General features: G+C 69.8%; 17 protein-coding genes. 7 read left to right on the top strand and 10 right to left on the bottom strand.

Going from position 1 to position 20,324, the window contains the following annotated elements; translation table 11 throughout:
• Positions 1 to 40: 40 nt before the first annotated feature.
• Positions 41 to 604: a TetR/AcrR family transcriptional regulator gene (locus C1927_RS19025; protein ID WP_108747889.1), complete on the top strand. Its 564-nt coding sequence runs from the start codon at positions 41 to 43 to the stop codon at positions 602 to 604.
• On the opposite strand, the gene C1927_RS19020 is transcribed toward C1927_RS19025, so the two are convergent.
• Positions 588 to 1,385 (bottom strand): serine hydrolase, encoded by a 798-nt coding sequence (locus C1927_RS19020; RefSeq protein ID WP_079223747.1) that lies wholly within the window; start codon positions 1,383 to 1,385, stop codon positions 588 to 590. The two genes, C1927_RS19025 and C1927_RS19020, sit on opposite strands and share 17 nt — an antisense overlap.
• 116 nt (positions 1,386 to 1,501) lie before the next feature.
• On the opposite strand from C1927_RS19020, the gene C1927_RS19015 reads away from it, so the two are divergent.
• Positions 1,502 to 3,061, top strand: coding sequence for an alkaline phosphatase (locus C1927_RS19015; RefSeq protein WP_108747491.1), 1,560 nt, complete (start codon positions 1,502 to 1,504; stop codon positions 3,059 to 3,061).
• A gap of 75 nt (positions 3,062 to 3,136) precedes the next feature.
• On the opposite strand, the gene C1927_RS19010 is transcribed toward C1927_RS19015, so the two are convergent.
• Positions 3,137 to 4,012, bottom strand: coding sequence for a LysR substrate-binding domain-containing protein (locus tag C1927_RS19010; RefSeq protein WP_079223734.1), 876 nt, complete (start codon positions 4,010 to 4,012; stop codon positions 3,137 to 3,139).
• Positions 4,013 to 4,105: 93 nt separating this feature from the next.
• On the opposite strand from C1927_RS19010, the gene C1927_RS19005 reads away from it, so the two are divergent.
• Positions 4,106 to 5,044 carry an AEC family transporter gene (locus C1927_RS19005; RefSeq protein ID WP_108747490.1) on the top strand — a complete coding sequence of 313 codons (939 nt, stop codon included), beginning with the start codon at positions 4,106 to 4,108 and terminating at the stop codon, positions 5,042 to 5,044.
• A 107-nt stretch (positions 5,045 to 5,151) separates the two neighbouring features.
• Here the strand turns inward: C1927_RS19005 and C1927_RS19000 are convergent, their stop codons facing one another.
• The 3 genes from C1927_RS19000 to C1927_RS18990 form a co-directional block, all read right to left on the bottom strand.
• Positions 5,152 to 5,868 carry a transporter substrate-binding domain-containing protein gene (locus C1927_RS19000; protein WP_108747888.1) on the bottom strand — a complete coding sequence of 239 codons (717 nt, stop codon included), beginning with the start codon at positions 5,866 to 5,868 and terminating at the stop codon, positions 5,152 to 5,154.
• 71 nt (positions 5,869 to 5,939) lie between these two features.
• Complete coding sequence (locus C1927_RS18995; RefSeq protein WP_108747489.1) at positions 5,940 to 7,463, bottom strand: carotenoid oxygenase family protein; 1,524 nt, start codon at positions 7,461 to 7,463, stop codon at positions 5,940 to 5,942.
• A gap of 25 nt (positions 7,464 to 7,488) precedes the next feature.
• On the bottom strand, positions 7,489 to 7,911 hold the full coding sequence (locus C1927_RS18990) for a DUF2141 domain-containing protein (protein ID WP_108747488.1): 423 nt from the start codon (positions 7,909 to 7,911) through the stop codon (positions 7,489 to 7,491).
• A 149-nt stretch (positions 7,912 to 8,060) separates the two neighbouring features.
• On the opposite strand from C1927_RS18990, the gene C1927_RS18985 reads away from it, so the two are divergent.
• The 3 genes from C1927_RS18985 to C1927_RS18975 are packed head-to-tail and all read left to right on the top strand — an operon-like array spanning position 8,061 to position 10,185.
• Positions 8,061 to 9,161, top strand: a complete 1,101-nt coding sequence (locus tag C1927_RS18985; protein WP_108747487.1) for a histidine kinase — start codon at positions 8,061 to 8,063, stop codon at positions 9,159 to 9,161.
• A complete protein-coding gene (locus C1927_RS18980; RefSeq protein ID WP_079223725.1) occupies positions 9,158 to 9,796 on the top strand; it encodes a response regulator transcription factor in 639 nt (212 codons plus the stop codon). Before C1927_RS18985 ends, C1927_RS18980 begins: the two co-directional genes overlap by 4 nt.
• Before the next feature lie 17 nt (positions 9,797 to 9,813).
• Entirely contained in the window at positions 9,814 to 10,185 is a 372-nt protein-coding gene (locus C1927_RS18975; RefSeq protein WP_108747486.1) for a VOC family protein, read from the top strand.
• 97 nt (positions 10,186 to 10,282) lie between these two features.
• On the opposite strand, the gene C1927_RS18970 is transcribed toward C1927_RS18975, so the two are convergent.
• On the bottom strand, positions 10,283 to 11,119 hold the full coding sequence (locus tag C1927_RS18970) for an arylamine N-acetyltransferase (protein ID WP_108747485.1): 837 nt from the start codon (positions 11,117 to 11,119) through the stop codon (positions 10,283 to 10,285).
• A 203-nt stretch (positions 11,120 to 11,322) separates the two neighbouring features.
• Between C1927_RS18970 and C1927_RS18965 the strand changes: the two genes are divergently transcribed.
• Positions 11,323 to 13,860 carry a methyl-accepting chemotaxis protein gene (locus tag C1927_RS18965; protein ID WP_108747484.1) on the top strand — a complete coding sequence of 846 codons (2,538 nt, stop codon included), beginning with the start codon at positions 11,323 to 11,325 and terminating at the stop codon, positions 13,858 to 13,860.
• A gap of 78 nt (positions 13,861 to 13,938) precedes the next feature.
• Here C1927_RS18965 and C1927_RS18960 read toward each other — a convergent pair whose 3' ends face one another.
• From C1927_RS18960 to cutA, 4 genes are all read right to left on the bottom strand, one after another.
• Positions 13,939 to 16,467 carry a sulfite reductase flavoprotein subunit alpha gene (locus tag C1927_RS18960; RefSeq protein ID WP_108747483.1) on the bottom strand — a complete coding sequence of 843 codons (2,529 nt, stop codon included), beginning with the start codon at positions 16,465 to 16,467 and terminating at the stop codon, positions 13,939 to 13,941.
• Between the two features lie 612 nt (positions 16,468 to 17,079).
• Positions 17,080 to 17,637 (bottom strand): TlpA disulfide reductase family protein, encoded by a 558-nt coding sequence (locus C1927_RS18950; RefSeq protein ID WP_079223708.1) that lies wholly within the window; start codon positions 17,635 to 17,637, stop codon positions 17,080 to 17,082.
• Positions 17,634 to 19,988, bottom strand: coding sequence for a protein-disulfide reductase DsbD domain-containing protein (locus C1927_RS18945; protein ID WP_108747482.1), 2,355 nt, complete (start codon positions 19,986 to 19,988; stop codon positions 17,634 to 17,636). Before C1927_RS18945 ends, C1927_RS18950 begins: the two co-directional genes overlap by 4 nt.
• Entirely contained in the window at positions 19,985 to 20,323 is a 339-nt protein-coding gene (cutA, locus tag C1927_RS18940) for a divalent-cation tolerance protein CutA (protein WP_108747481.1), read from the bottom strand. The genes C1927_RS18945 and cutA overlap by 4 nt, the downstream gene beginning before the upstream one ends.
• Between the last annotated feature and the right edge of the window lies 1 nt (position 20,324).

Below are 20,324 nucleotides of genomic sequence, written 5' to 3'. Positions count from 1 at the left end.
CCGCTGCATGTCCACCACCGCCACGCCCACCCGTCGCCGGATGTCGCGCGAACAGCGCGGTCGCCAGTTGCTGGACGTGGCCTGGACCCTGGTGGGCGGCGAGGGCACCGATGCACTCAGCCTGGGCCGCCTGGCCGAGGCCGCAGGCGTGACCAAGCCCGTGGCCTACGATCACTTCACCACGCGCAACGGGCTGCTGGCCGCGCTGTACGCCGACTACGACCAGCGCCAGACCGCTGTGTTCGATGCGCGCATCGGCGCGGCGCCGGCGCGCCTGGATGCACGCGCGCAGGCCATCGCATCGGGCTACATCGATTGCGTGCTGTCGCAGGGCAGCGACATCCAGGCGATCCTTGCCGCATTGGCCGGGTCACCTGAGCTGCGCGACGTGCGCCACCGCTACCAGCAGGATTTCGTCGACCAGTGCGCGCAGTGGCTGGGCGCGTTCGCGAACGACGGCGATGTACCCGTGGCCGGGCGCTGGGCGATCCTGGGAGCCGCCGAGTCGCTGTCCGAAGCGGTGGCCGCGGGCGCACTGCGGCAGCCGGATGCGGAAGCGGAGCTGCAGCGGCTGATCGTCGACACCGTCAACCGCGCGCGCTGACCGCCGCGTCGCGCTGCAGCTGCGCGAAACCTTCCTGCAGGCACTGCTGGACCCACGCGTTCCGCGTTTCCCGCGTGGGCGCGCCGAGGGTGATGTTGATCAGCCGGTGCGTTGCCTCTTCGCTGTCGCGGCACGCGGTCGCCGCCAGGCAGAAGCCTGCCGCGCGGGTATAGCCGGTCTTCAGGCCATCGATGCCGTCGCTGCCCAGCAGCGTGTTCTGGTTGTCCTTGCAGAACGTGCCGTGGCTGAAGTGGCGCTGCGCGGTGATGGCCAGCACCTGCGGATGATCGGCCAGCAGCCGCGCGGCGAGCATCGCCATGTCATGCGCGGTCGACACATGGCCCGGCGTGGTGATGCCCGAGACGGACACGAAGTGCGTATCACGCAGGCCCATCCGCGCGGCGGTGTCGTTCATGCGCTGCACGTACTCAGCCTCCGAACCTGCCAGGTGGCGGGCCAGCGCCAGCGCGGCATCGTTGCCGGACACGATCATCAGGCCTTCCAGCAGGCGGGCCAGGGTGATGGTCTCGCCCGGCACCAGGCCCATCCGCGTTTCGTCGGCAGCGACCGCGTGCACGTCGCGCGCATCGACGGTCGTTGTATCCGACCACGTGTGACCATCGTGCGCGATGGCTTCATAGGCCACGTGCGCGGTCATCAGCTTGGTCAGCGAGGCCGGCGCGCGTGGCAGCCTGGCATCGTGCCGCTGCAGGATGCGCAGCGTGGCCGCATCCACGGTGATCGAAGAAAGTGCCGGTACCGGCGAATCGGTCAGTGACATCATCAACGCAATCGTACGCAGCGTGCAGGCAGCAATGCCGCACGAATCTGCAACATTGCAATGATATAACGAGCCGCTGTTGGCGGTGTCGCCGCCGTTCGTACTGCAGGAATCCCATGACCCGACCCCTCGCGCGACGCTGGCTGTGCCCGTCGATCCTGGCTGCGCTTGCCGCGCTCACTGCCTGTCAGCCCAATGCGCGTCCCGATGCGCAGGCGGCCACCGCGACAACCACCGAAGCGCGCCCGCACAACATTATCGTGATGATCAACGACGGCGCGGGCTGGGGCACCTGGGATGCGGCCGCGTACTGGCAGTACGGCAGCCGCGAAGGCGCGCCGTATGCGGACTTCCCGCAGCGCCTGGCGGTCACCACCTTCCCGCTCAACGCCAGTGGCCAGCCCACCCGCGACGATTCGCAGCGCATCGGCTATGACCCCGCCCAGGCGTGGGACACCACCGAAGTTCCGGCACCGGATCTGCCCTTTGTCGCCTACCAGTACCTGGCGGCTGTGGCCACCGACAGCGCCGCCGCCGGCACCGCGCTGTCGTCCGGGGTGAAGACCTACAACAACGCCATCAACTACAACAACGATGGCCAGCCGGTGGAGTTCAATACCCTCCGTGCGAAGGCGCTGGGCATGGCCACCGGCGTGGTCACCTCGGTGCCGTTCCCGCATGCCACCCCGGCGGCGTTCGCCGCGCAGGCCGAATCGCGCAACAGCTACCACCAGATCGCCCACCAGATGCTGGCCCAGGGCCACATGGATCTGGTGATGGGCACCGGTGGCCCCGGCTACAGCGTCGACGGAAGGCCCTGCGTGGACAGCATGGACAAGGTTGCCGCCGAAGGCTGTCAGAACCCGTGGGAATGGGTATCGCAGCAGGATTGGCAGCAGCTGGAAGCGGGCACGCCGATTGCCGGCAACCCGGCCGGTGCCTGGCGCCTGATCCGCAGCAAGGACGACTTCGCCGCGCTGGCCGACGGCCGCCTGCCGGCTGACCGCCCGCTGATCGGCGTGCCGCGCGTGGCCAACACCCTGCAGCAGGCGCGCCAGCTGCCGGTGGTCGGTCGCGATGCCGCCACGCCGTCAGGGGTGAAGAAGATCGACAGCGTGCCGGACCTGGCCACCATGACCCGGGGTGCGCTGCGCTTCCTGCAGCAGCGCTCGCCCAAGGGCCTGTTCCTGATGGTTGAAGGCGGTGCCACCGACTGGGCCGCGCACACCAGCGCCTGCGGTACCGAGTGGCATTACGGTGCCTGCACCGACCAGCCCCAGTACGGCCGCCTGATCGAGGAAACCGCCGAGTTCAACGACGCGGTGTCGGCGGTGGTGGCGTGGATCGAGCAGAACGGCGGCTGGGAACGCAACCTGCTGATCGTCACCACCGACCACGACAACAGCATGCCGATGGGCCCGGACGCGCAGAAGGTAGCCTTCGAGCCGGTGCGCAACAACGGCCGCGGGCAGATGCCGGGCATGAGCTTCCGCCCCACCGGCAACCACTCCAACGGCCTGGTGCCGCTGTGGGCCAAGGGCAACGGCGCCGAGCTGCTGGGCCAGCGCGTGCGCGGCGTCGATGCCGGCTACCGCCAGCACGTGCGCTGGAACGACGGCAGCTACATCGACAACACCGACGTGGCCAAGGCCGTGCAGGACGCCCTGCAGCGCTGACCCGCCCTTTGTAGAGTCGAGCCATGCTCGACTGCTCATCGCCCTTTGTAGAGCCGAGCCATGCTCGACTGCTCTTCACCCATCAACCACGCAGGCCAGGAACCGCGCCAGCACCGGGTTGCGGTTGTCGGCCTTCCAGAACACCACCTGCTGCACGCGCGGCGCGTCCTTCAGGCGAACGAAGGACACGCCGGGCATGCCCATGCGCTGCAGCGAGGCCGGCACCAGCGCGATGCCCAGCCCTTCGCCCACCAGGCTGACGATGCTCTGCTGAAGCTGCACCTCCAGCCGCACATCGGCTTGCAGGCCGGCGGCATGGAAGCTGGCTTCGATGGCTTCGCGCAGGGTCGGCACCACGTCGGCCGGCGCGGTGATCAGTGCTTCGCCAGCCAGGGCGGTGATATCGACGCTGCGGCGGCGGGCCAGGCGATGGTCGGCCGGCACCACCACGCACAGCGGCTCTTCCTGCAGTGGCAGCAGTTCCAGCCCGCGCAGCGACGCCGGCGCAAAGCCGATGCCCGCATCCAGCGCACCCGAGCGGACCCCGTCCAGCAGGGCCATCGGCAGCGCCTCACGCAACCGCAGCTGCACCTGTGGATGCGCGGCAATGAAGCGACGGGCCAGCGGCGGTACCGAGCTGTGCGCCGCATGCATCATGAAGCCCACCTGCAGCTCGCCCAGCTCGCCCGCACCGACCTGGCGGGCAGCGTGGCAGGCCTGCTGCAGGGCATTCATCACCCCGCGGGCGTCTTCCTGGAAACGCTGGCCGGCGGCGGTCAGGCGCACGTGGCGCGAGTCGCGCTCCAGCAGCGCCACGCCCAGCGATTCCTCCAGCGCGGCGATCTGCCGGCTCAGCGGCGGCTGGGTGACATTGAGCCGTTCGGCGGCGCGACCGAAGTGCAGGGTTTCAGCGACGGCCAGGAAGTAACGCAGCGGGCGGATGTCGATCATGCGCGAATGGTATCGCTGGCGCCCGTTAAAAGCATTGGAAGGTATTGATGATGGCGCGTAGCCTGCGCGGCATTCCCTCCCTCCGCGCTGCCCATGCTGTCCGTCCTGGCCATCGTCCTTCCCGTGTTCGCGCTGATCTTTGCCGGCTGGCTGGCCCGCCGCAGTGGCGCGCTGGGCCCGCACTCGACCAGCGAACTGAACCGGTTCGTGGTGCAGCTGGCGCTGCCGGCGCTGCTGTTCGACGTGGTCGCCAACGCGCACTGGCGACAATTGTGGCACCCGGGGTTCATCGCCAGCTTCGGCGGTGGCACGGCGCTGCTGTTTGCCGCCACGGTGTGGTGGCGCCGACGCCGCGGCCACGCGCTGGCCGATGCCAGCATCGACGGGCTCAACGCCGCTTATGCCAACACCGGTTTCGTCGGCTTTCCGCTGGCGGTGGCCGCGCTCGGGCAGTCGGCGCTGGCGCCGACCCTGGTGGCGACCCTGCTGACGGTGTGCGTGTTGTTTGCCGCCGCCATCGTGCTGATTGAGATCGGCCTGCAGCGCGAGCAGCGCCTGCACCATCTGCTGGGCAAGGTGGCGCGCTCGCTGCTGCGCAATCCGCTGCTGCTGGCGCCGCTGGCCGGCGTGCTGCCGATGGCGCTGGGCCTGTCGATGCCCGCACCGGCGGAAACGTTCCTGAAGCTGCTGGGCGGTGCGGCGGCGCCGTGCGCGCTGATCGCGCTGGGCCTGTTCCTCGGAGAGCGGCGCTCGCCCGTGCCGGGTGCTGCGCGCAGTGCCGTGGTGCTGGGCGGGTTGAAGCTGCTGGTGCACCCCCTGCTGGTGTGGCTGCTGGCCACGCAGGTATTCGCGCTGCCGGCCGCGCTGGCGCACGCCGCCGTGCTGATGGCCGTGCTGCCCACCGGTACGGGGCCCTTCATGCTGGCCGAGTTCCACCGCCGCGAAGCGTCGACCACGGCGGCCACGGTGCTGGGGACAACCCTGTTGTCCCTGCTGACGGTGACCGGATACCTGGCGCTGCTGCAACGGTAGAGCCGAGCCCATGCTCGGCTGCTTCTCGCTCTTTGTAGAGTCGAGCTTGCTCGACTGCTTCTTCCGCTTCAGTCGAGCAAGCTCGACTCTACAAAACGCAAACGCCCTCACCGCACCAGCGTCACCGCCTGCCCGGCACGCGCGAACGCTTCGCCCAGCAGCGGCCCCTGCTTGATCGCCTCCACTTCGGCGAACAACGCCTGCAGCGCATCTGCCGGCCGCGATGCCGGGGCCGCCACCGCCTGCTGGATCGCGGTGAAACGATCAGCCAGCACCCGATGCCCGGGATGCGCCTGCGCCCAGGCCTGCAGCGGTTGGCGGACCCCCGCCGCCGCATCCAGCTGCTGCTGGTCGAACAGCTCGATCGCCTCGGCCGAGGTGGCGGCGCGTTCGATCTGCGCGTGCTGCAGTTCGCGGCTCAGGTACAGGTCATAGGCCGCACCGCGGCCGACCGCGATACGCACGCCTTCGCGGTCGAGGTCGGCCACCGTGCGCGCAGGGCTGGCCTCGCGCAGCAGGTAGGTGCCTTCGATTTCCACGTACGGCGCACTGAAGGCAATACGGTCGGCACGCGCCGGATCCACCGCCAGGAAGGCCAGGTCCCAGGCGTCGTCAGCGGCTGCGGCCACGACCGAAGCTGCTGCCTCGTGGCAGGTGAAGCGGGCCTGCACGCCCAGCCGCTGCGCCAGCGCCGTGGCCAGTTCCAGAGATGGCCCGCGCGGCGATCGGGCATCGCCCTGGGCCAGCACCGGATTGCCCAGGTTGATCGCCACCCGCAGGTGGCCGTGCGGTGCCAGCGCGTGGCGGTGGTCGGATAAGGGCATGCGGTGCTCCAGCAGGACGCGGGGGAGCTTCAGCATGCCAGCGGCGGCGTGCGGACCGCGTGCGCGTGCGCTTACGCCTGTGCGGCAAACGTGCCGTGGAAGCCCAGCGGCACCGCATAGGGCAGCCACGCCTGCGCCAGCGGACCGTCCTGCACGTGGCGCGCATCGAGCACGGCAAGGCCGCTGCGCTTGTTCACCGGGTCCAGCAACGTGCCGACCAGCCAGCCATCATCCGGGTTGCGGCTGCCGGGGCGGGGCACGAACACATGCTCCTCGGCCATGATGTCGCTGCCGTAGCGCCACACCTGGCGGCGCCCGCGCTCCACGTCGAACGCCGCGACCGCATTGAAGTACGGCGTATTGCTGGCGCCATCGACCGTCGGTGCATACAGGCGGGCGGCGCGGCTGTCGGGCGTGCGCGGGTCGAACAGCGGGAACTCCACCGTGCTGATGCCCGTGTCCTGCCAACGCGCCTGGCCGCGGCGCAGGTCCAGGTGCAGTTCCACCAAGGTGCTGTGGCCGTTCGTGGCATGCGCGCCGTCGCCGGCCATCGCTTCCTTCATCGGCGAACGCGCTTCGTCCATGTTGTCGCGGCGCACGGCGCGCACCACGATGCCGTCCTTGCTCCGGTGCGCGTCGCCGAAGTGGTAGATCGCCGCGAACGGTGCTTCAAACCATTGCGCCTTGTCAGGGGCGTCCTTGGCGACCACCGCGATGTTGGCGGCGCGCTGCGGTGCGAACTGCATGCGTTCGAAGAAGCTGCCGCCGCTCTCCTTGAAGTCGAAGGGTGCCAGCACGAACACCAGGTGCGTGTCGGTCATGGTGAAGGCATGCAGGTAGCCGCGGCCCGGCGTCGCGATCACATCGGCGCTGCGCAGCTGGCCGTCCTTGCCGATGTGCCAGACCAGCAGGCCGGCGCCACCCATCAGGCTGATCGAACCAAAGTTCCAGACGCTGCCGTCGCGGTCCACCAGCGGGTGCGCCGAGAACGGCAGGGCCGCCAGGTCGGGGCGCCAGGTCACCGGGCCGATGGTTTCCAGCGAATCGGGGTGGACCTCGAACGCCGAGCCGGATTCGCACAGGGCGAACACACGGCCATTGAGCGCCATCACCGAGGTGTTGGCCACGTTGGCATCGTCGTTGTTGCGCACCGCCTGCGCGTTGGGGACGCTGGTGCCGGCGGCGGGGTAGAGGAAGCGCCCGGCCTTCTGTTCACGGGTGAACTTGGGCGTGGCCACCATGCGCGCGCGGTGGGTCAGGCTGCCGTCGCCGTTGAAATGCCAGCCGTGGACCATGCCGTCGCCGTCGAACCAGTGGTCGTAGCGCAGGGTGCCGCGCTCGCTCCAGGCCGGGCCGTTGCGGTACAGGGTGCCGGCCAGGCCGGCGGGCAGCCGCCCCTGCAGCTGCACCGTGGCCGGGCCCAGCGTCTCGCTGCTCACCCCGCGCCAGCCCAGCAGCCACGGATGCTCCTGCAGGCCCTGGGCGAACTGCGCCGGGTCGTTGGCGAAGGCCGGGGCGCTGCGCAGGGCGGTGGCGCCCAGGGCCAGGCCTGCGGTGCTGCTGATCAGGGTGCGGAGGAAGCGGCGGCGATCCATGGCGGGCCTCGGTGCAGGTGGGGAATCAGCGCAGGGTGATGTCGATGGCGGTGCCGGCGGCGGGCAGCGTGAAGCGGGCTTCCTCGAAAGTCGGCTTGCGCATCACCTGCGGATTGTTGCTGAAGCCGTAGCCTTCGATCGGCATGCCCACCAGGTTGGTGTCGAGCTTGCCGTTGTCATTCTCGTCGTGGGTCAGCAGCACGGCGTAGCTGCCGGCCGGCAGATCCTTGAAGGTGAAGTGCAGGCTGTCGCCCTGCGGGTGTGCCTGCTGTGCCTGCACCGGTGCGGCCTTGCCGTTCCAGGCCTCGTCGGAGGACACCAGGGCGGCACGCAGGGTACCGGTCTGGGCGCGGACATCGTGCACGTTCACGGTCAGCTCGGCGGCGTGAGCGGTGCCGGCCAGCAGCAGGCCAGCAAGCAGGGAGCAGGTCAGGGCGGTGCGGATCATGGCGGCAGTTCCGTCTGGAGGTGTGGGGCCAGTCTGCGCCGCGGCCTGGCCCGGGTTCAGGGCCAGTGGTCATCGATCCGACGTGCCAGAAGTCACTTTCTGCGCCGGACCCATTGCCGTCGGGTGCCCGCGCCGGTCAGCATGCGGCCATGCCCAGCCTGCTCCGCCATCTGCTGCGTCCCCTCAGCCTCGCCGGCGCGGTCACCGTGCTGGTGGTCGGCCTGTCGTTCGGCGTGCAACGCAGCGATGCCGGGGCGAGCCTGCTGCTGCTCGGTGTGTTCCTGCTGTTGTTCGTGGCGCACGGCTGGGCGCGGTTGCCCACCCGTGTGCGTGCGGTTGCCGCCGTGCTGCAGGCGCTGCTGGCCGTCGCCCTCATCGCCCTGCAGCCACGCACCGGTACTGCACCGGTGCTGCTGGTGGTGCTGGTCGCACAGCTGGCCGAGCATTGGCCGCCGCGCTTCGTGCTGGTGGTTGCGCTGCTGGCCAACCTGGCCGAGTACGCCGTGCTGCGCCACAGCGGTTTCACCCAGCCGCTGCTGGTGGTGCTGCTGTACGGTGGGTTCCAGGCCTTCGCCGCGCTGACCGCGCACTACGCACGCAGCACGGCGCTGGCCCGCGACGAGCTGGCGCGGGTCAACGCCGATCTGCTGGCCACCCGTGCCCTGCTGGCCGACAGCGCCCGCGATGCCGAGCGGCTGCGCCTGGCGCGCGAGCTGCACGACGTGGCGGGGCACAAGCTCACGGCCATGCGCCTCAACCTGCGGGCGCTGGCCGCCGATCCGGTACTGGCCGGGCGCGAGGGCCTGCAGACCGCCGAACAGCTGTCCGGCGAACTGCTGTCCGACATCCGCCAGGTCGTGCAGTCCATGCGCGATGACCGTGGCCTGGACCTGGATACCGCCCTGCATGCATTGGCCGCGCCGTTTCCGCGCCCGCGCCTGCAGCTGCAGATCGCCGATGGCGTGCGGGTGACCGACCCGCGCACGGCCGAGACCGTGCTGCGCCTGGTGCAGGAAGCCCTGACCAATGCCGCACGGCATGGCGAAGCCGATAACGTGTGGCTGACAATGACGGAAGAGGAATCCAGGTTGCGTATCGATATCCGCGATGACGGACAGCGCGCCGAGCGCATCCGCGAAGGCAATGGCATTTCCGGCATGCGCGAGCGCCTGGCCGACGTGCACGGCCAGCTGGAGCTGGCCCGTACCGAGCAGGGTGGCATGCACCTGATCGCGCGGTTGCCGGCATGAGCGGCGCACCGATCCGCGTCGCCCTGGCCGATGACCAGGCCTTGGTCCGTGCCGGGCTGCGCGCGCTGCTGCAGGGGCTGGGCGTACAGGTGGTGCTGGAAGCCGAGGATGGCCAGGCGCTGCTGGATGCACTGGCCACCCAGCCGGTGGACGTGGTGCTCAGCGATATCCGCATGCCCGGCCTGGATGGCATCGGGGCGCTGCGCCAGCTGCGCGCCCGCGGCGATGCCACACCCTGCCTGCTGCTGACCACCTTCGATGAAAGCGACCTGCTGCTGCGCGCCAGCGAAGCCGGTGCACAGGGGTTCCTGTTGAAGGATGCGGCGCCGGCCGACCTGCGCGAGGCGATCGAGCGGGTGGCCGCCGGCGAAACCCTGCTGCTGCCGGTCAGCACCGAACCGGTGCGCTCGCGCTACCGTTTCCACGACGAAGCACCGCCCAGCGATACCTTCGGCGAACGCGAAGTGGCCATCCTGCGCCTGCTGGCCGGCGGCTACAGCAACAAGGAAATCGCGCGCAGCCTGTTCCTGGCCGAAGGCACGGTGAAGAACTACGTGTCCACCATCCTCGACAAGCTCGGCACGCGCGACCGTACCCGCGCGGTGCTGAAGGCGATTACCCTGCGCATCATCTGAAGCGGAGTGGTGCAGCGATGAACCCTGTCATGCATGTCGAGATTGCGGTGGCCGACCTCGCCCGCGCCATCGCGTTCTACCAGCAGTGGCTGCAGGTGGTGATCGACGCTCCGGTGCATGTGCACGACTGCACGATGGCCTACCTGCCGTTCGAGGATGACGCCGGCGGCGCCAGCATGGCCCTGGTGCACGGCGCGGACTATCGCCCGTCCGAGCAGGGCGCGCGCATCTACATCGGTGTCGATGATCTGGACGCCAGCCTGGCCCGCGCGCTGCAGGCCGGTGCCGCGCTGCGTTTCGGCCCTGCCGAGGCCGGCGGCTGGCGCGTGGCGGAGATCGCCGACAGCGAAGGCAACCGCATCGCCGTACAGGCCCCGATAGCGACCTGACACCACTCTGTAGAGCCGAGCCCATGCTCGGCTGCCGTTGGCCCGTAGAGTCGAGCTTGCTCGACTGCTTCGCGCACCCAGTCGAGCAAGCTCGACTCTACACGGCCGTCGCCTGCCACCGCTGCAGCCACCCGGCAATGGCCGGGTCCAGCCGCGCATCCTCCGGCAGCCTTATGCCAAACCCTTCCTGCAGCACCTGCCGTACGTCGGCCACGTCGCGCAGTGCGCGCTTCTCCGGCGCCTTTCCCGGGCGGTACTCGGTGTACTGGCCGCTGCCAACCGTGCGGCGTCCTTCCGGCCAGGTCAGCGACGCACGCAGTTCCCCGGGGAAACTCGACTGCGGGTGTGTGCACACATACCAGTTGCCCACCTCGTTGTCGGCCGCCGCGGGCGACGTAAGGTCGAAGCGGTACAGCGGACGCCAGTCCTCGCCGCTGCTGGCTGCCAGCAGGAAATCGCCATCGTCCAGCCGCTGCAGCCGGTAGCGCTCGTGCGGCGTGTCCTGCGCCGAGGGCGCGTGCAGGCGCAGCGGTACGGTCGGGGTCAGGCTGCCGAAGCCGGTATCCACCAGCCAGTCCTCGCCATCCAGCCGCACCCGGATCAACAGGTGCGTGCGCGGCGTCAGTTCACCTTCGCCGGCCGACAGCAGCACGCGCGCACTCAACGCATGGGCGTCGAAGCCCAGCGACTGCAGCAGCGCGAGGAAGGCGCCATTGAGCTCGAAGCAGTAGCCCCCGCGCTGCGCCTCCAGCAGCTTGCGTTGCACGCGGTCCAGGTCGATCGGCACGGGGTCGCGCAGCAGGCAGGTCAGGGTCTCGAACGGCACATGGGCGTTGTGGCGCTGCTGCAGCAGGGTCAGCCCGGCCAGGGTGGCCGGCGGCGCGGCCTGCAACTGCAAGCGCTGCAGGTAACGGGGGATGTCGAGCGCGGTCATGACGGCACCAGGCGGGGCAGGGGCACCTACTGTGCAACCGCAACCGGGGTTGAGGTCAAGGGCGGGCGCCGATGTCATCGCCCCGTCGCCTGCGGCCGGTACAAAGACCGCGACCGCCGGCTCGGCGGCCCGATGCGGAAAACAATCCTAAAGTCTTTCTGATCCGGGCCGATACAGGTGCGTCCTTTCGCCTGGAGTCTGTCATGTCGACCGCGGTTGTTCGCCTTCGGTCCCTGCGCACCCGCCTGGTTGGGCTGCGCTCGGCGTTTCCTGCCCTGTTGCGCTGGCTGCAGCCGCACCGGCTCAGCGTGGCCGACAAACTGAAGGCCACCCTGTGGGTCTGCGGCCTGGGCCTGGTCGCCATTGCCGGCGCCTACGCCTGGACCGGCCACGCAAGCGGGCAGGCCGCCCGCACCCAGGCCAGCTACCAGCGTGGCAGCGATCTGGCGGCGGCGCTGGCCACCCGCGTGGCCGAAGCGCGGCGCCTGCAGACCCAGTATGCGCGCAGTTTCGACGATGCCGACCGCAGCCAGCTGCTGGCCACCCAGCAGGAACTGAAGGACGACCTGCAGGCGCTGCGCGCGATGCCGATGGATGCGGCCCGTCGCAAGGCGCTGCAGTCCCTGGCCGAGGCGGTCGACGGGTTCTCGCAGGGCATCGCCGCCCTGTTCGAGCGCGTGGATGAAATGGGCCGCGGCGACGCCGGCCTGGCCGCACAGCTGCAGCAGGCTGCCGATGCGCTGCAGGCGAACGTGGCTGCGCTGCAGCGTCCGGCACTGGAACTGCACGTGCAGAAGATGCGCCGGCAGGAGGCCCTGCTGCTGCTCGATGGCGACTCCACCCACGCCGACCGGGCCAGCGAGGAGAAGCTGCCTTTCGACCTGGCCCTGGCCGGGTTGCCGGCCGAGGCGCAGGAAAGCCTGCGTGCCGACATGGATGCCTACCAGACGGCGCTGCTGGGCTACACCGCCGCCCGCGTCGGCCTGGATGTGGAAGCACAGTCGCTGGTCGATGCTGCGGCCGGCGTGGCGCCGGCACTGGCCGCGTTCCAGAAGGCACAGGTGCAGGCGCTGGCCCAGGCGCAGGCACGCCAGCAGGCCGGTGCACGCACCCTGAGCGTGCTGTTCGCCGCGACGCTGGCCCTGGTGGCCGGCGTGCTGATCACCAGCCTGGTGCTGGTGCTGCGCGCCGTGCGGCGCCCGATCCAGGACACCCTGCGCTTTGCCAGTGACATCGCCGACGATCGCCTGGACACCACCCTGCGCGTGCACAACGCCAACGATGAGATCGGCCAGTTGGCGCAGCGCCTGATCGACATGCAGCAGCGCCTGCGCGCGCGCATCGAGGAGGAACGCGCGGTCGCCCGTGGCAATACCCGCGTGCGCCAGGCACTGGACAGCGCACAGACCGGGTTGATGGTGATCGACGCGGAAGGGCAGGTGGCCTACGCCAATCCCGCGCTGCTGCAACAGCTGGGCATGCAGGCCGACGCGCTGGTTGGCAGCGATGCCGTGCGCCTGCACCCGGCGATGACCAGCCTGGCGGGCGTACGCCGACGCGAGGAGCGCGAGATCAATCATCTCGGCGTGCGCTACCAGCTCATCGCCAACGCCATCATCGACGAGGATCACTTCCTCGGCGTGGCGGTGGAATGGCGCAGCCGCGCGCTGGAAACCCTGCTGGAAACCGAAGTGGCCGCACTGGTCGACGCCGCCGCACACGGCGAACTGCACGGCCGCATCGCCCTGGAGGGCAAGCAGGGCTTCGTGCGCACGCTGTCCACCAGCATCAACCACCTGCTGGCCACATTCGAAACCAACCTGGGCGACCTGCAGGCGCTGCTGGCAGCACTGGCCCGGGGTGACCTGAGCGTGCGCATGGAAGGCGACCTGCAGGGCGTGTTCGCGCGCATGCGCGACGATGCCAATGCCACCGTCGGCCAGCTCGGCCGCATCGTCACCCGCATCCAGCAGGCCACCTCGCGGCTGGACGTGGGCGTGGGCGAGATCGTCGCCGGCCACCATGATCTCTCGCAGCGCACCGAGCAGCAGGCGGCCAACCTGGAAGAAACGGCTGCGTCGATGCACGAGCTGACCGACACCGTCGGCCGCAACGCCGACGCCGCCGGCCGTGCCGATGCGCTGGTGCAGGGCGCGGCGGCGGTGGCCGCACGAGGCGGCCAGGCCGTGGGCCAGGTGGTGGCCACCATGCACGGCATCAGCGAAGCGTCGCGCCGCATCGGTGACATCACCCAACTGATCGATGGCATCGCGTTCCAGACCAACATCCTGGCGCTGAACGCCGCCGTGGAAGCCGCGCGTGCCGGCGAACAGGGCCGCAGTTTCGCCGTGGTGGCCTCCGAAGTGCGGTTGCTGGCACAGCGCAGCGCCGAGGCTGCCAAGCAGATCAAGGGCCTGATTGAGGACTCGGTGGCCCGCGTCGGCCAGGGCAATGTGCAGGCCGAACAGGCCGGCACCACCATGGGCGAGATCGTCGGCAGCGTGCAGCAGCTGGCGGAACTGCTCACCGCCATCCGCAGCGCATCGCAGGACCAGCACGCGGGCATCGCCCAGGTGAACCAGACCATCGTGCAGATGGAATCGAGCACCCAGCGCAATGCCAGCCTGGTGGAGGAAGCCGGTGCCTCCACCGCGCACATGCAGACGCAGGTCCAGGCTCTGGCCGAAGCGGTATCGGCGTTCCGCCTGCAACCGGAGCGACGCCCGCGCGTGGCGGCGTGATAGAACTCCGGTGGTGCCGGCCGCTGGCCGGCATTTCCATGGTCATGCCGGCCAGCGGCCGGCACTACCAGAGGGGGATCAATACACGTCGCGGCGGTAGTGCCCGCTCTCCAGCAGCGTCTCCACCGCATCATCGCCCAGCGCCGCACGCAGCACCTGGTCAACGCCTTCGGCCATGCCCTGCAGCGAGCCACACACGTGGATCACCGCCCCACGCGCCAGCCATGCCTGCAGTTCCGCCGTAGCGGCCTGCAGCTGGTGCTGCACGTAGCCGCCGCCATCGGCATCACGCGAGAACGCCAGGTCAACGCGCGCCACGTGGCCCTCGGCCTGCCACTGCGCGATCTCCTCGCCGAACAGCTGGTCGTGCGCGCGCTGGCGCTCGCCGAACAGCAGCCAATGGCCGTGTTCGCCATGCTGGGCGGCTTCGCGCAGCAGGCTGCGCAGGCCGGCAATGCCGGTACCGTTGCCGACCAGCACCATCGGCGCGCCGGCCTGGCGGTGGAAGCCAGGGTTGCGGTGCACGCGCGCGGCAATGCGGCTGACCAGCGGCGCGTGCAGCGACAGCCAGCCCGAGCCCAGGCCGGGGCGGCCCGCAGCGTCGTGCACCAGGCGCACCACCAGTTCCACTGCACCATCGGCGGCACACGACGCGATGGAGTACTCGCGCCCAGGCAGCATCGGCAGGCCCGCCAGCCACAGCGCAGCGTCCTGTACCGGCAGCGCGGCGCCTTCGTCGGGCAGCACGCGTTCGCCTGCCAGGTCCAGCAGCGTGCGGGTGCCACCGTCGAGCAGCAGTGGCTGCAGCGGGTCCAGCCCGCGTGCTTCCAGCACCGTCGTGGTGTGCTGCACGCTGTTGCGCGGTGCAATGTGCAGGATGTCGCCGGCCTGCCAGGTCGTGTCGGCAGGCGGTGCCAGACGGATCTTCCAGATCGCGCCGCCCAGGCTGCCCGGATTCAATGCTTCGCGTTCCAGCAGCTGCCAGTCGTGCATCTGCGTGGCCGGCGGCAGCACGCTGTCATCGGTGTCGATGCCGGTCAGTGCGCCCAGCTCGCGCTGCCACTGGCGCAGGGCCACCACCGAGGCGGCATCCACGTCGATGCGCGGGAACAGGGGCCGTGCCCCGTTGCCTGCCAGCCACGCGTCCACCTGTGCACCGAACGCGCAGTAATGCGGGTACTGCCGATCACCCAGCGCCAGGACGCCATGGCGCAGGCCCGAGAGATCCACGTTCTGGGCCAGCAGCAGGCGTGCCGCACGGCGCGCGCTGTCCGGCGGCTCGCCATCGCCGAAGGTGCTGAGCACGAACAGGACCTGCGGGCTGTCCTGCAGCAGCGCAGCGGTCACCCGCGCCAGCGGCAGCACCTGCACCGGGTGGCCGGCGGCCTGCAGCTGTGCCGCCGCGCGCCAGGCCAGCTGTTCGGCCAGGCCACTCTGGCTGGCGTGGATCACCCGCCACGGCGTGCCTTCGCCGCCGCTTTCCTGCGCTGCGGGCAGGGTCTGCCGCAGCGCTCGTGCCGCGCGCTGGCTGCGCCGGCGGTCCAGGTACAGCATCCAGCCGGTAATGAAGAACAGGCTCATGGCCAGGCTGCTGAGCATCACCACCACCCGGCCGGGCAGGCCGAAGTAGCTGCCCGAATGCAGTGCGAACATGCTGGTGGCCAGCTTGCCGCCGCTGCCCTGGCGCTCGTAGGGGCGCGCTTCCAGCAGTGCGCCGCTGGCCGGGTCCAGCTGCAGCAGGTCGTGCGCGCGGTCGTGGTGGCCGCCGCGCAGGGCAGGGTCACCGGACATCACCCGCACGTTCAGCACCTGGCCCGGCTTTTCCGGCAGGCGCAGGTCGATGTAGCCGCTGCGCACACCGGGCTGCGCATACAGCGTGTCCTCAACGTGCTGCAGGTCGAGGGTCGCATCCGGGGCAACCTTGTGCTTTGCCGGTGCAGGCACGCCCAGCACGCTGTTGGCCGCGCTGCGGTACCAGTCGAACGACCACCACAGGCCGGTCAGCGCACTCATCAGGTAGATCAGCAGCACCCAGGTGCCGACCACCGAGTGCAGGCTCCACAGGAAGCCGCGGCCGCTGCGTTTCCATTCCACCGCCAGCCAGCTGCGCCAGTGCCACCAGCGCCGTGGCCAGCGCAGGTAGAGGCCGGACAGCGCGAAGAACAGCAGCGCGATGGCGCAGCTGCCGACCACGACCTTGCCGCGCTCGCCAGCGGCCAGGTGCCGGTGCAGGTCTTCGACGAAGTCGAAGAACGCCTGGCCACGCAGGTGGCTGAAGCGTTCGCCGTTGTAAGGGTTGAAATAGACCCAGTGGTCCTTGCCGCCAGCGAAGCGCGCCACCGAGGGGCGCTGGCCGGTGGCATCCACGCGCAGTCGCTGCAGCGGCCGATCGCTACCGGCCTGCAGCAGCGGCACCAGCTCGCTCAGCGCGAGGGCCTGCTGGCCGTCGGCGTGGTGCTCGGCGATGGCGGCGAAGCCGGGATTGGCCGCGCGCAGCAGCTCATCCTCGAAGGACAGGGTGGCGCCACTGAGGCCCATGATGGCCAGGAGGGTGCCGGCCGTGATGCCCAGCAGCCAGTGCAGTTGGAACAGGACGTTCTTGAACATCGGGGAGAGAGGCCGTTGAGGCTGCCGCCCGCATCCTGCGCAACAGCAAATGAGAATTAATCCGTAATTCTCCGGGCGCGGACGGGCTGCGGTCAAGGAGGGTTTTATTGCAGGGCTTGCAGCCCTGCACCCGCTTCAAGTCACAGCAACGTCAACGTCAAAAGCTGGCTTTCCGTGGGTTGGCGGGGTGGGTCCGGTTGAGGGGGACGCCGTAAACCCGTCCATGGGGGCTTGGTCGCGGCATCCATGCCGCTCACACCCCCTCAACCGGACCCACCCCGCCTTCGACAGTTTCCCGCGATCTGTCGGAACGACGTTTTGCTTTGGTGGGTGCCGACCGTTGGTCGGCACGGGGTCGGACATCGATATCTGACAGAAGTGCCGACCAACGGTCGGCACCCACCAACAGGCGCAGGAATCTGTCAGAGGTGGGGCGGTGTGGGCTTGCAGGACCGCAGGCGCCATGGATGGCGCCTACGAGCCCCCATGGATGGGTTTACGGCGTGTCCTGCAAGCCCACACCGCCCCGCCATCCCACGGAAAGCCCGCTTCGGCTTTTGACGTTGCCGTTGCATTGAGCAGGTGCAGGGCTGCAAGCCCTGCAAAACACCCTCACTCCACCCAGCCTGCAATCTCACCGTGCTCGAACGGCCCCAGCTTGGCCTTCACCATCCGCCCCTGCGCATCAAACAGCACGCTGTACGGCAGCAGCCCCTGCGCATTGCCCAGCTGCACGCTGGCATCGCGTGGGCCCGGGGTGTCCAGCACGATCGGGTACCCCACCGGCACCCGCTGCAGGAAATCAGCCACGCCCTCCGGCGTATCCAGTGCCAGGCCCAGCACCTGCACGCCGTGCGTGCCCTGCGCGTCGGCGAAGCGGGCCAGCTCGGGCATTTCCTCGATGCAGGGCCCGCACCAGCTGGCCCAGACATTCACCAGCAGCGGTCGCCCGCGGAAACGCTGGCGGATATCCAGTGCTTGCCCGTCCACGCCGGGCAGTACCAGTGCCGGCAACGCATCGCCGGCGCGAAGGACAGGCATCGGAGACTTCACATCAGCGGGCGTCGAAGCCGCCGGCGCCGGCGCTGGCGTCAACCGATGCCCGGCCCACAGGCCAAGGCCGGCGGCCAGCACCGCTGTCCACAGCAGTGCGGGCCGTTGCCAGTTCATCGGGCGGTGCGCAGCAGCGCTTCTTCCACCAGGGCCTGGGTCAGCAGCGTCGGCAGCACGGTCGGCGGTGCGCCCGGGCCGTACACCACGTACAGCGGCACGCCCACGGCCTTGTGCTCATCCAGGAATGCGGTGATCTGCGGGTCCACGTTGGTGTAGTCGCCGCGCATGTACACCGCGTTGGTGCGCTTGAGCAGTTCCTTGAACTCCGGGCGTGACAGCACCGCGCGTTCGTTGGCCTTGCAGCTCACGCACCAGTCGGCGGTCATGTTCACGAACACCACGCGGTTGTCCGCACGCAGGCGGTCCAGCATCTGCGGCGAATACTCCACCACGTTGTCGCTGGCGGCCTGGGCGGCGCGCGCCGGCGGGGCCAGCTGGGTCACGCCCCACACCGGGGCGAGCGCGGCCAGGGCCAGCAGTACGCCCAGCAGGCTGGCGCCACGCTTGCTGCGCCAGCGGCTGGTCTCGAACAGCCACAGGCCGGCGGTCAGCAGCAGCAGGCCACCCAGGGCCAGCGCCATGCCGTCCACGCCGCGCTGCTTGCCCAGCACCCACAGCAGCCACAGCGCGGCGGCATACATCGGGAAGGCCAGCACGTGCTTCAGCGTTTCCATCCACGGGCCGGGCTTGGGCAGGCGGCGGGCCAGGGCCGGCACGAAGCCGATCAGCAGGAACGGCAGGGCCAGGCCCAGGCCGAGGAACAGGAACACCAGCATCGCCGCGATCGGCGGTGCCACGAAGGCGTAGGCCACGGCCGGGCCGAAGAACGGACCCACGCAGGCGCTGCCGACCACGCAGGCCAGCACGCCGGTGAAGAAATCGCCGGCCGGGCCACTGCGGCGGGCCAGTGACTGGCCCAGGTTGCCGATGCCGCCGCCCATGGTGAACACGCCGGACAGGCTGAGGCCGACGGCGAACATGATGTAGGCCAGCGCCGCCACCACGCCCGGGTGCTGCAGCTGGAAGCCGATGCCCACTGCGTTGCCGAGCATGCGCAGGCCCACCATCAACGCGCCGATCACCGCGAAGGCCACCAGCACGCCCAGCGTGTACCACATGGCATGGCTGCGGGCGCGCTCGGCGCTCTCACCGCTCTGCGCCAGGCTCAGCACCTTCAGCGACAGGATCGGCAGCACGCAGGGCATCAGGTTCAGGACCAGGCCACCGCCCAGGGCCAGCAGCAGCACCCACAGCAGGGAACTGTCGGTCTTCGGCACGCTGCCCGGCGGCTTGGTGCGCTTGGCATTGTCCTGCTGCGCATCGGCGGTGAACGCATCACCGCCCGCGGCGCTGTCAACGGCAGCGCCGGTGGCATCGTTGGGCACGGTCGGCAGCAGGCGCCGCGGCGTGCCATCGGCCTCCTCGCGCGGGCTGTCGCTGGCCGTGGCAGGCGCCGCAGTGGCCGTGCCGTTGCCGGCGGCGGTCAGCGTGCCGGCCGGAATCGACAGCTTCACCCGGCGGGTCATCGGCGGGTAGCAGATGCCATCGGTCTGGCAGCCCTGGAAGGTCACCACCAGGGTGCTGTCCACGGCTTCGGTGCGGGTGCGGCGCAACGGCAGCGGCACTTCCACCTGGTTGAAGTACACCGAGACATCACCGAAGTGCTCATCGCGGTGCGACTGCGCGGCCGGCCAGCGCGGCTTGTCGGCCAGCACGCCGGTGCTGCCTTCCAGCTTCAGCGAGGTGCGGTCGCGGTACAGGTAATAGCCCGGCGCGGGGGTGAAGCGCAGCAGCAGGGTGTTGCCGTCGCTGGCGATGGCATCGAAGCCGAATGCCTGTTCCGACGGCAGCGGCAGGGCCTGGGTGTTGCTGGCGCCCGGCAGGCGCAGGCCACCGCCGCTACCGGCCAGCGGGTTGTTGAACGGGCTCACGCCGGTGGCACGTGCGGTGGGCAGCGCAGCCTTGCCGCCGGCGCCGGGCAGGGCCACCTGCACGATGCGCTTCTGCGGCGGGTAGCACACGCCGGCATCGGCGCAGCCCTGGTAGCGCACTTCCAGGCTGATGGTGCCGGCCGCATCGGTCGGTGCGCCGGGCAGGGTGGCCTGCAGGCGCTCGCGGTAGGTCTCCACCTCGCCGAAGAAATCGTCGTGGTGCTTGTTGCCGGCCGGCATCTGCAGGGCACCGGCATTGAAGGCCGGATCGGCCTTGACGCTGGTGCGGTGGCGATACAGGTAATAGCCGGGGGCGATCTTGAACTGCAGTTGGATCTGGCCACGTTCGGGCGCACTGGCGGTCAGCGCGAACGCCTGGTCGACCGGCAGCAGGTCCTTCTCATCCAGCGCGAAGGCCGGCAGGGACAGCCAGAGCAGGGCGCACAGTGCGGCGCCACGAGCAAACAACTTCATCAATCGGTGTCCTCCCGGGTCTGTGCCCGGATCCAGTCCAGATACGCCGGCAGGCCGGCCCGGGTTTCGACCGCGATGCACTCCGGGAGTTCATACGGATGCAGTTCGACGATGCGGGCGATTGCATCATCGACGCGGCTCGCCGTGGTCTTCACCAGCAACTGCAGTTCGGCGTCGGTGATGACGTCGCCCTGCCAGCGGTAGGTCGACTGTGCGCCATCCAGGCGGGTGACACACGCCGCCAGGCGCTCGCTGACCAGCGCGTGCGCGATGCGCTCGGCACTGGCCCGGTCCGGGCAGGTGGTCAACAGCAGGAGGACGGGATCGACGGTCGACATG

The organism is Stenotrophomonas sp. ZAC14D1_NAIMI4_1 (assembly GCF_003086775.1).
GTDB lineage: Bacteria > Pseudomonadota > Gammaproteobacteria > Xanthomonadales > Xanthomonadaceae > Stenotrophomonas.
This window is presented reverse-complemented; position numbering and strand designations above follow the sequence as displayed.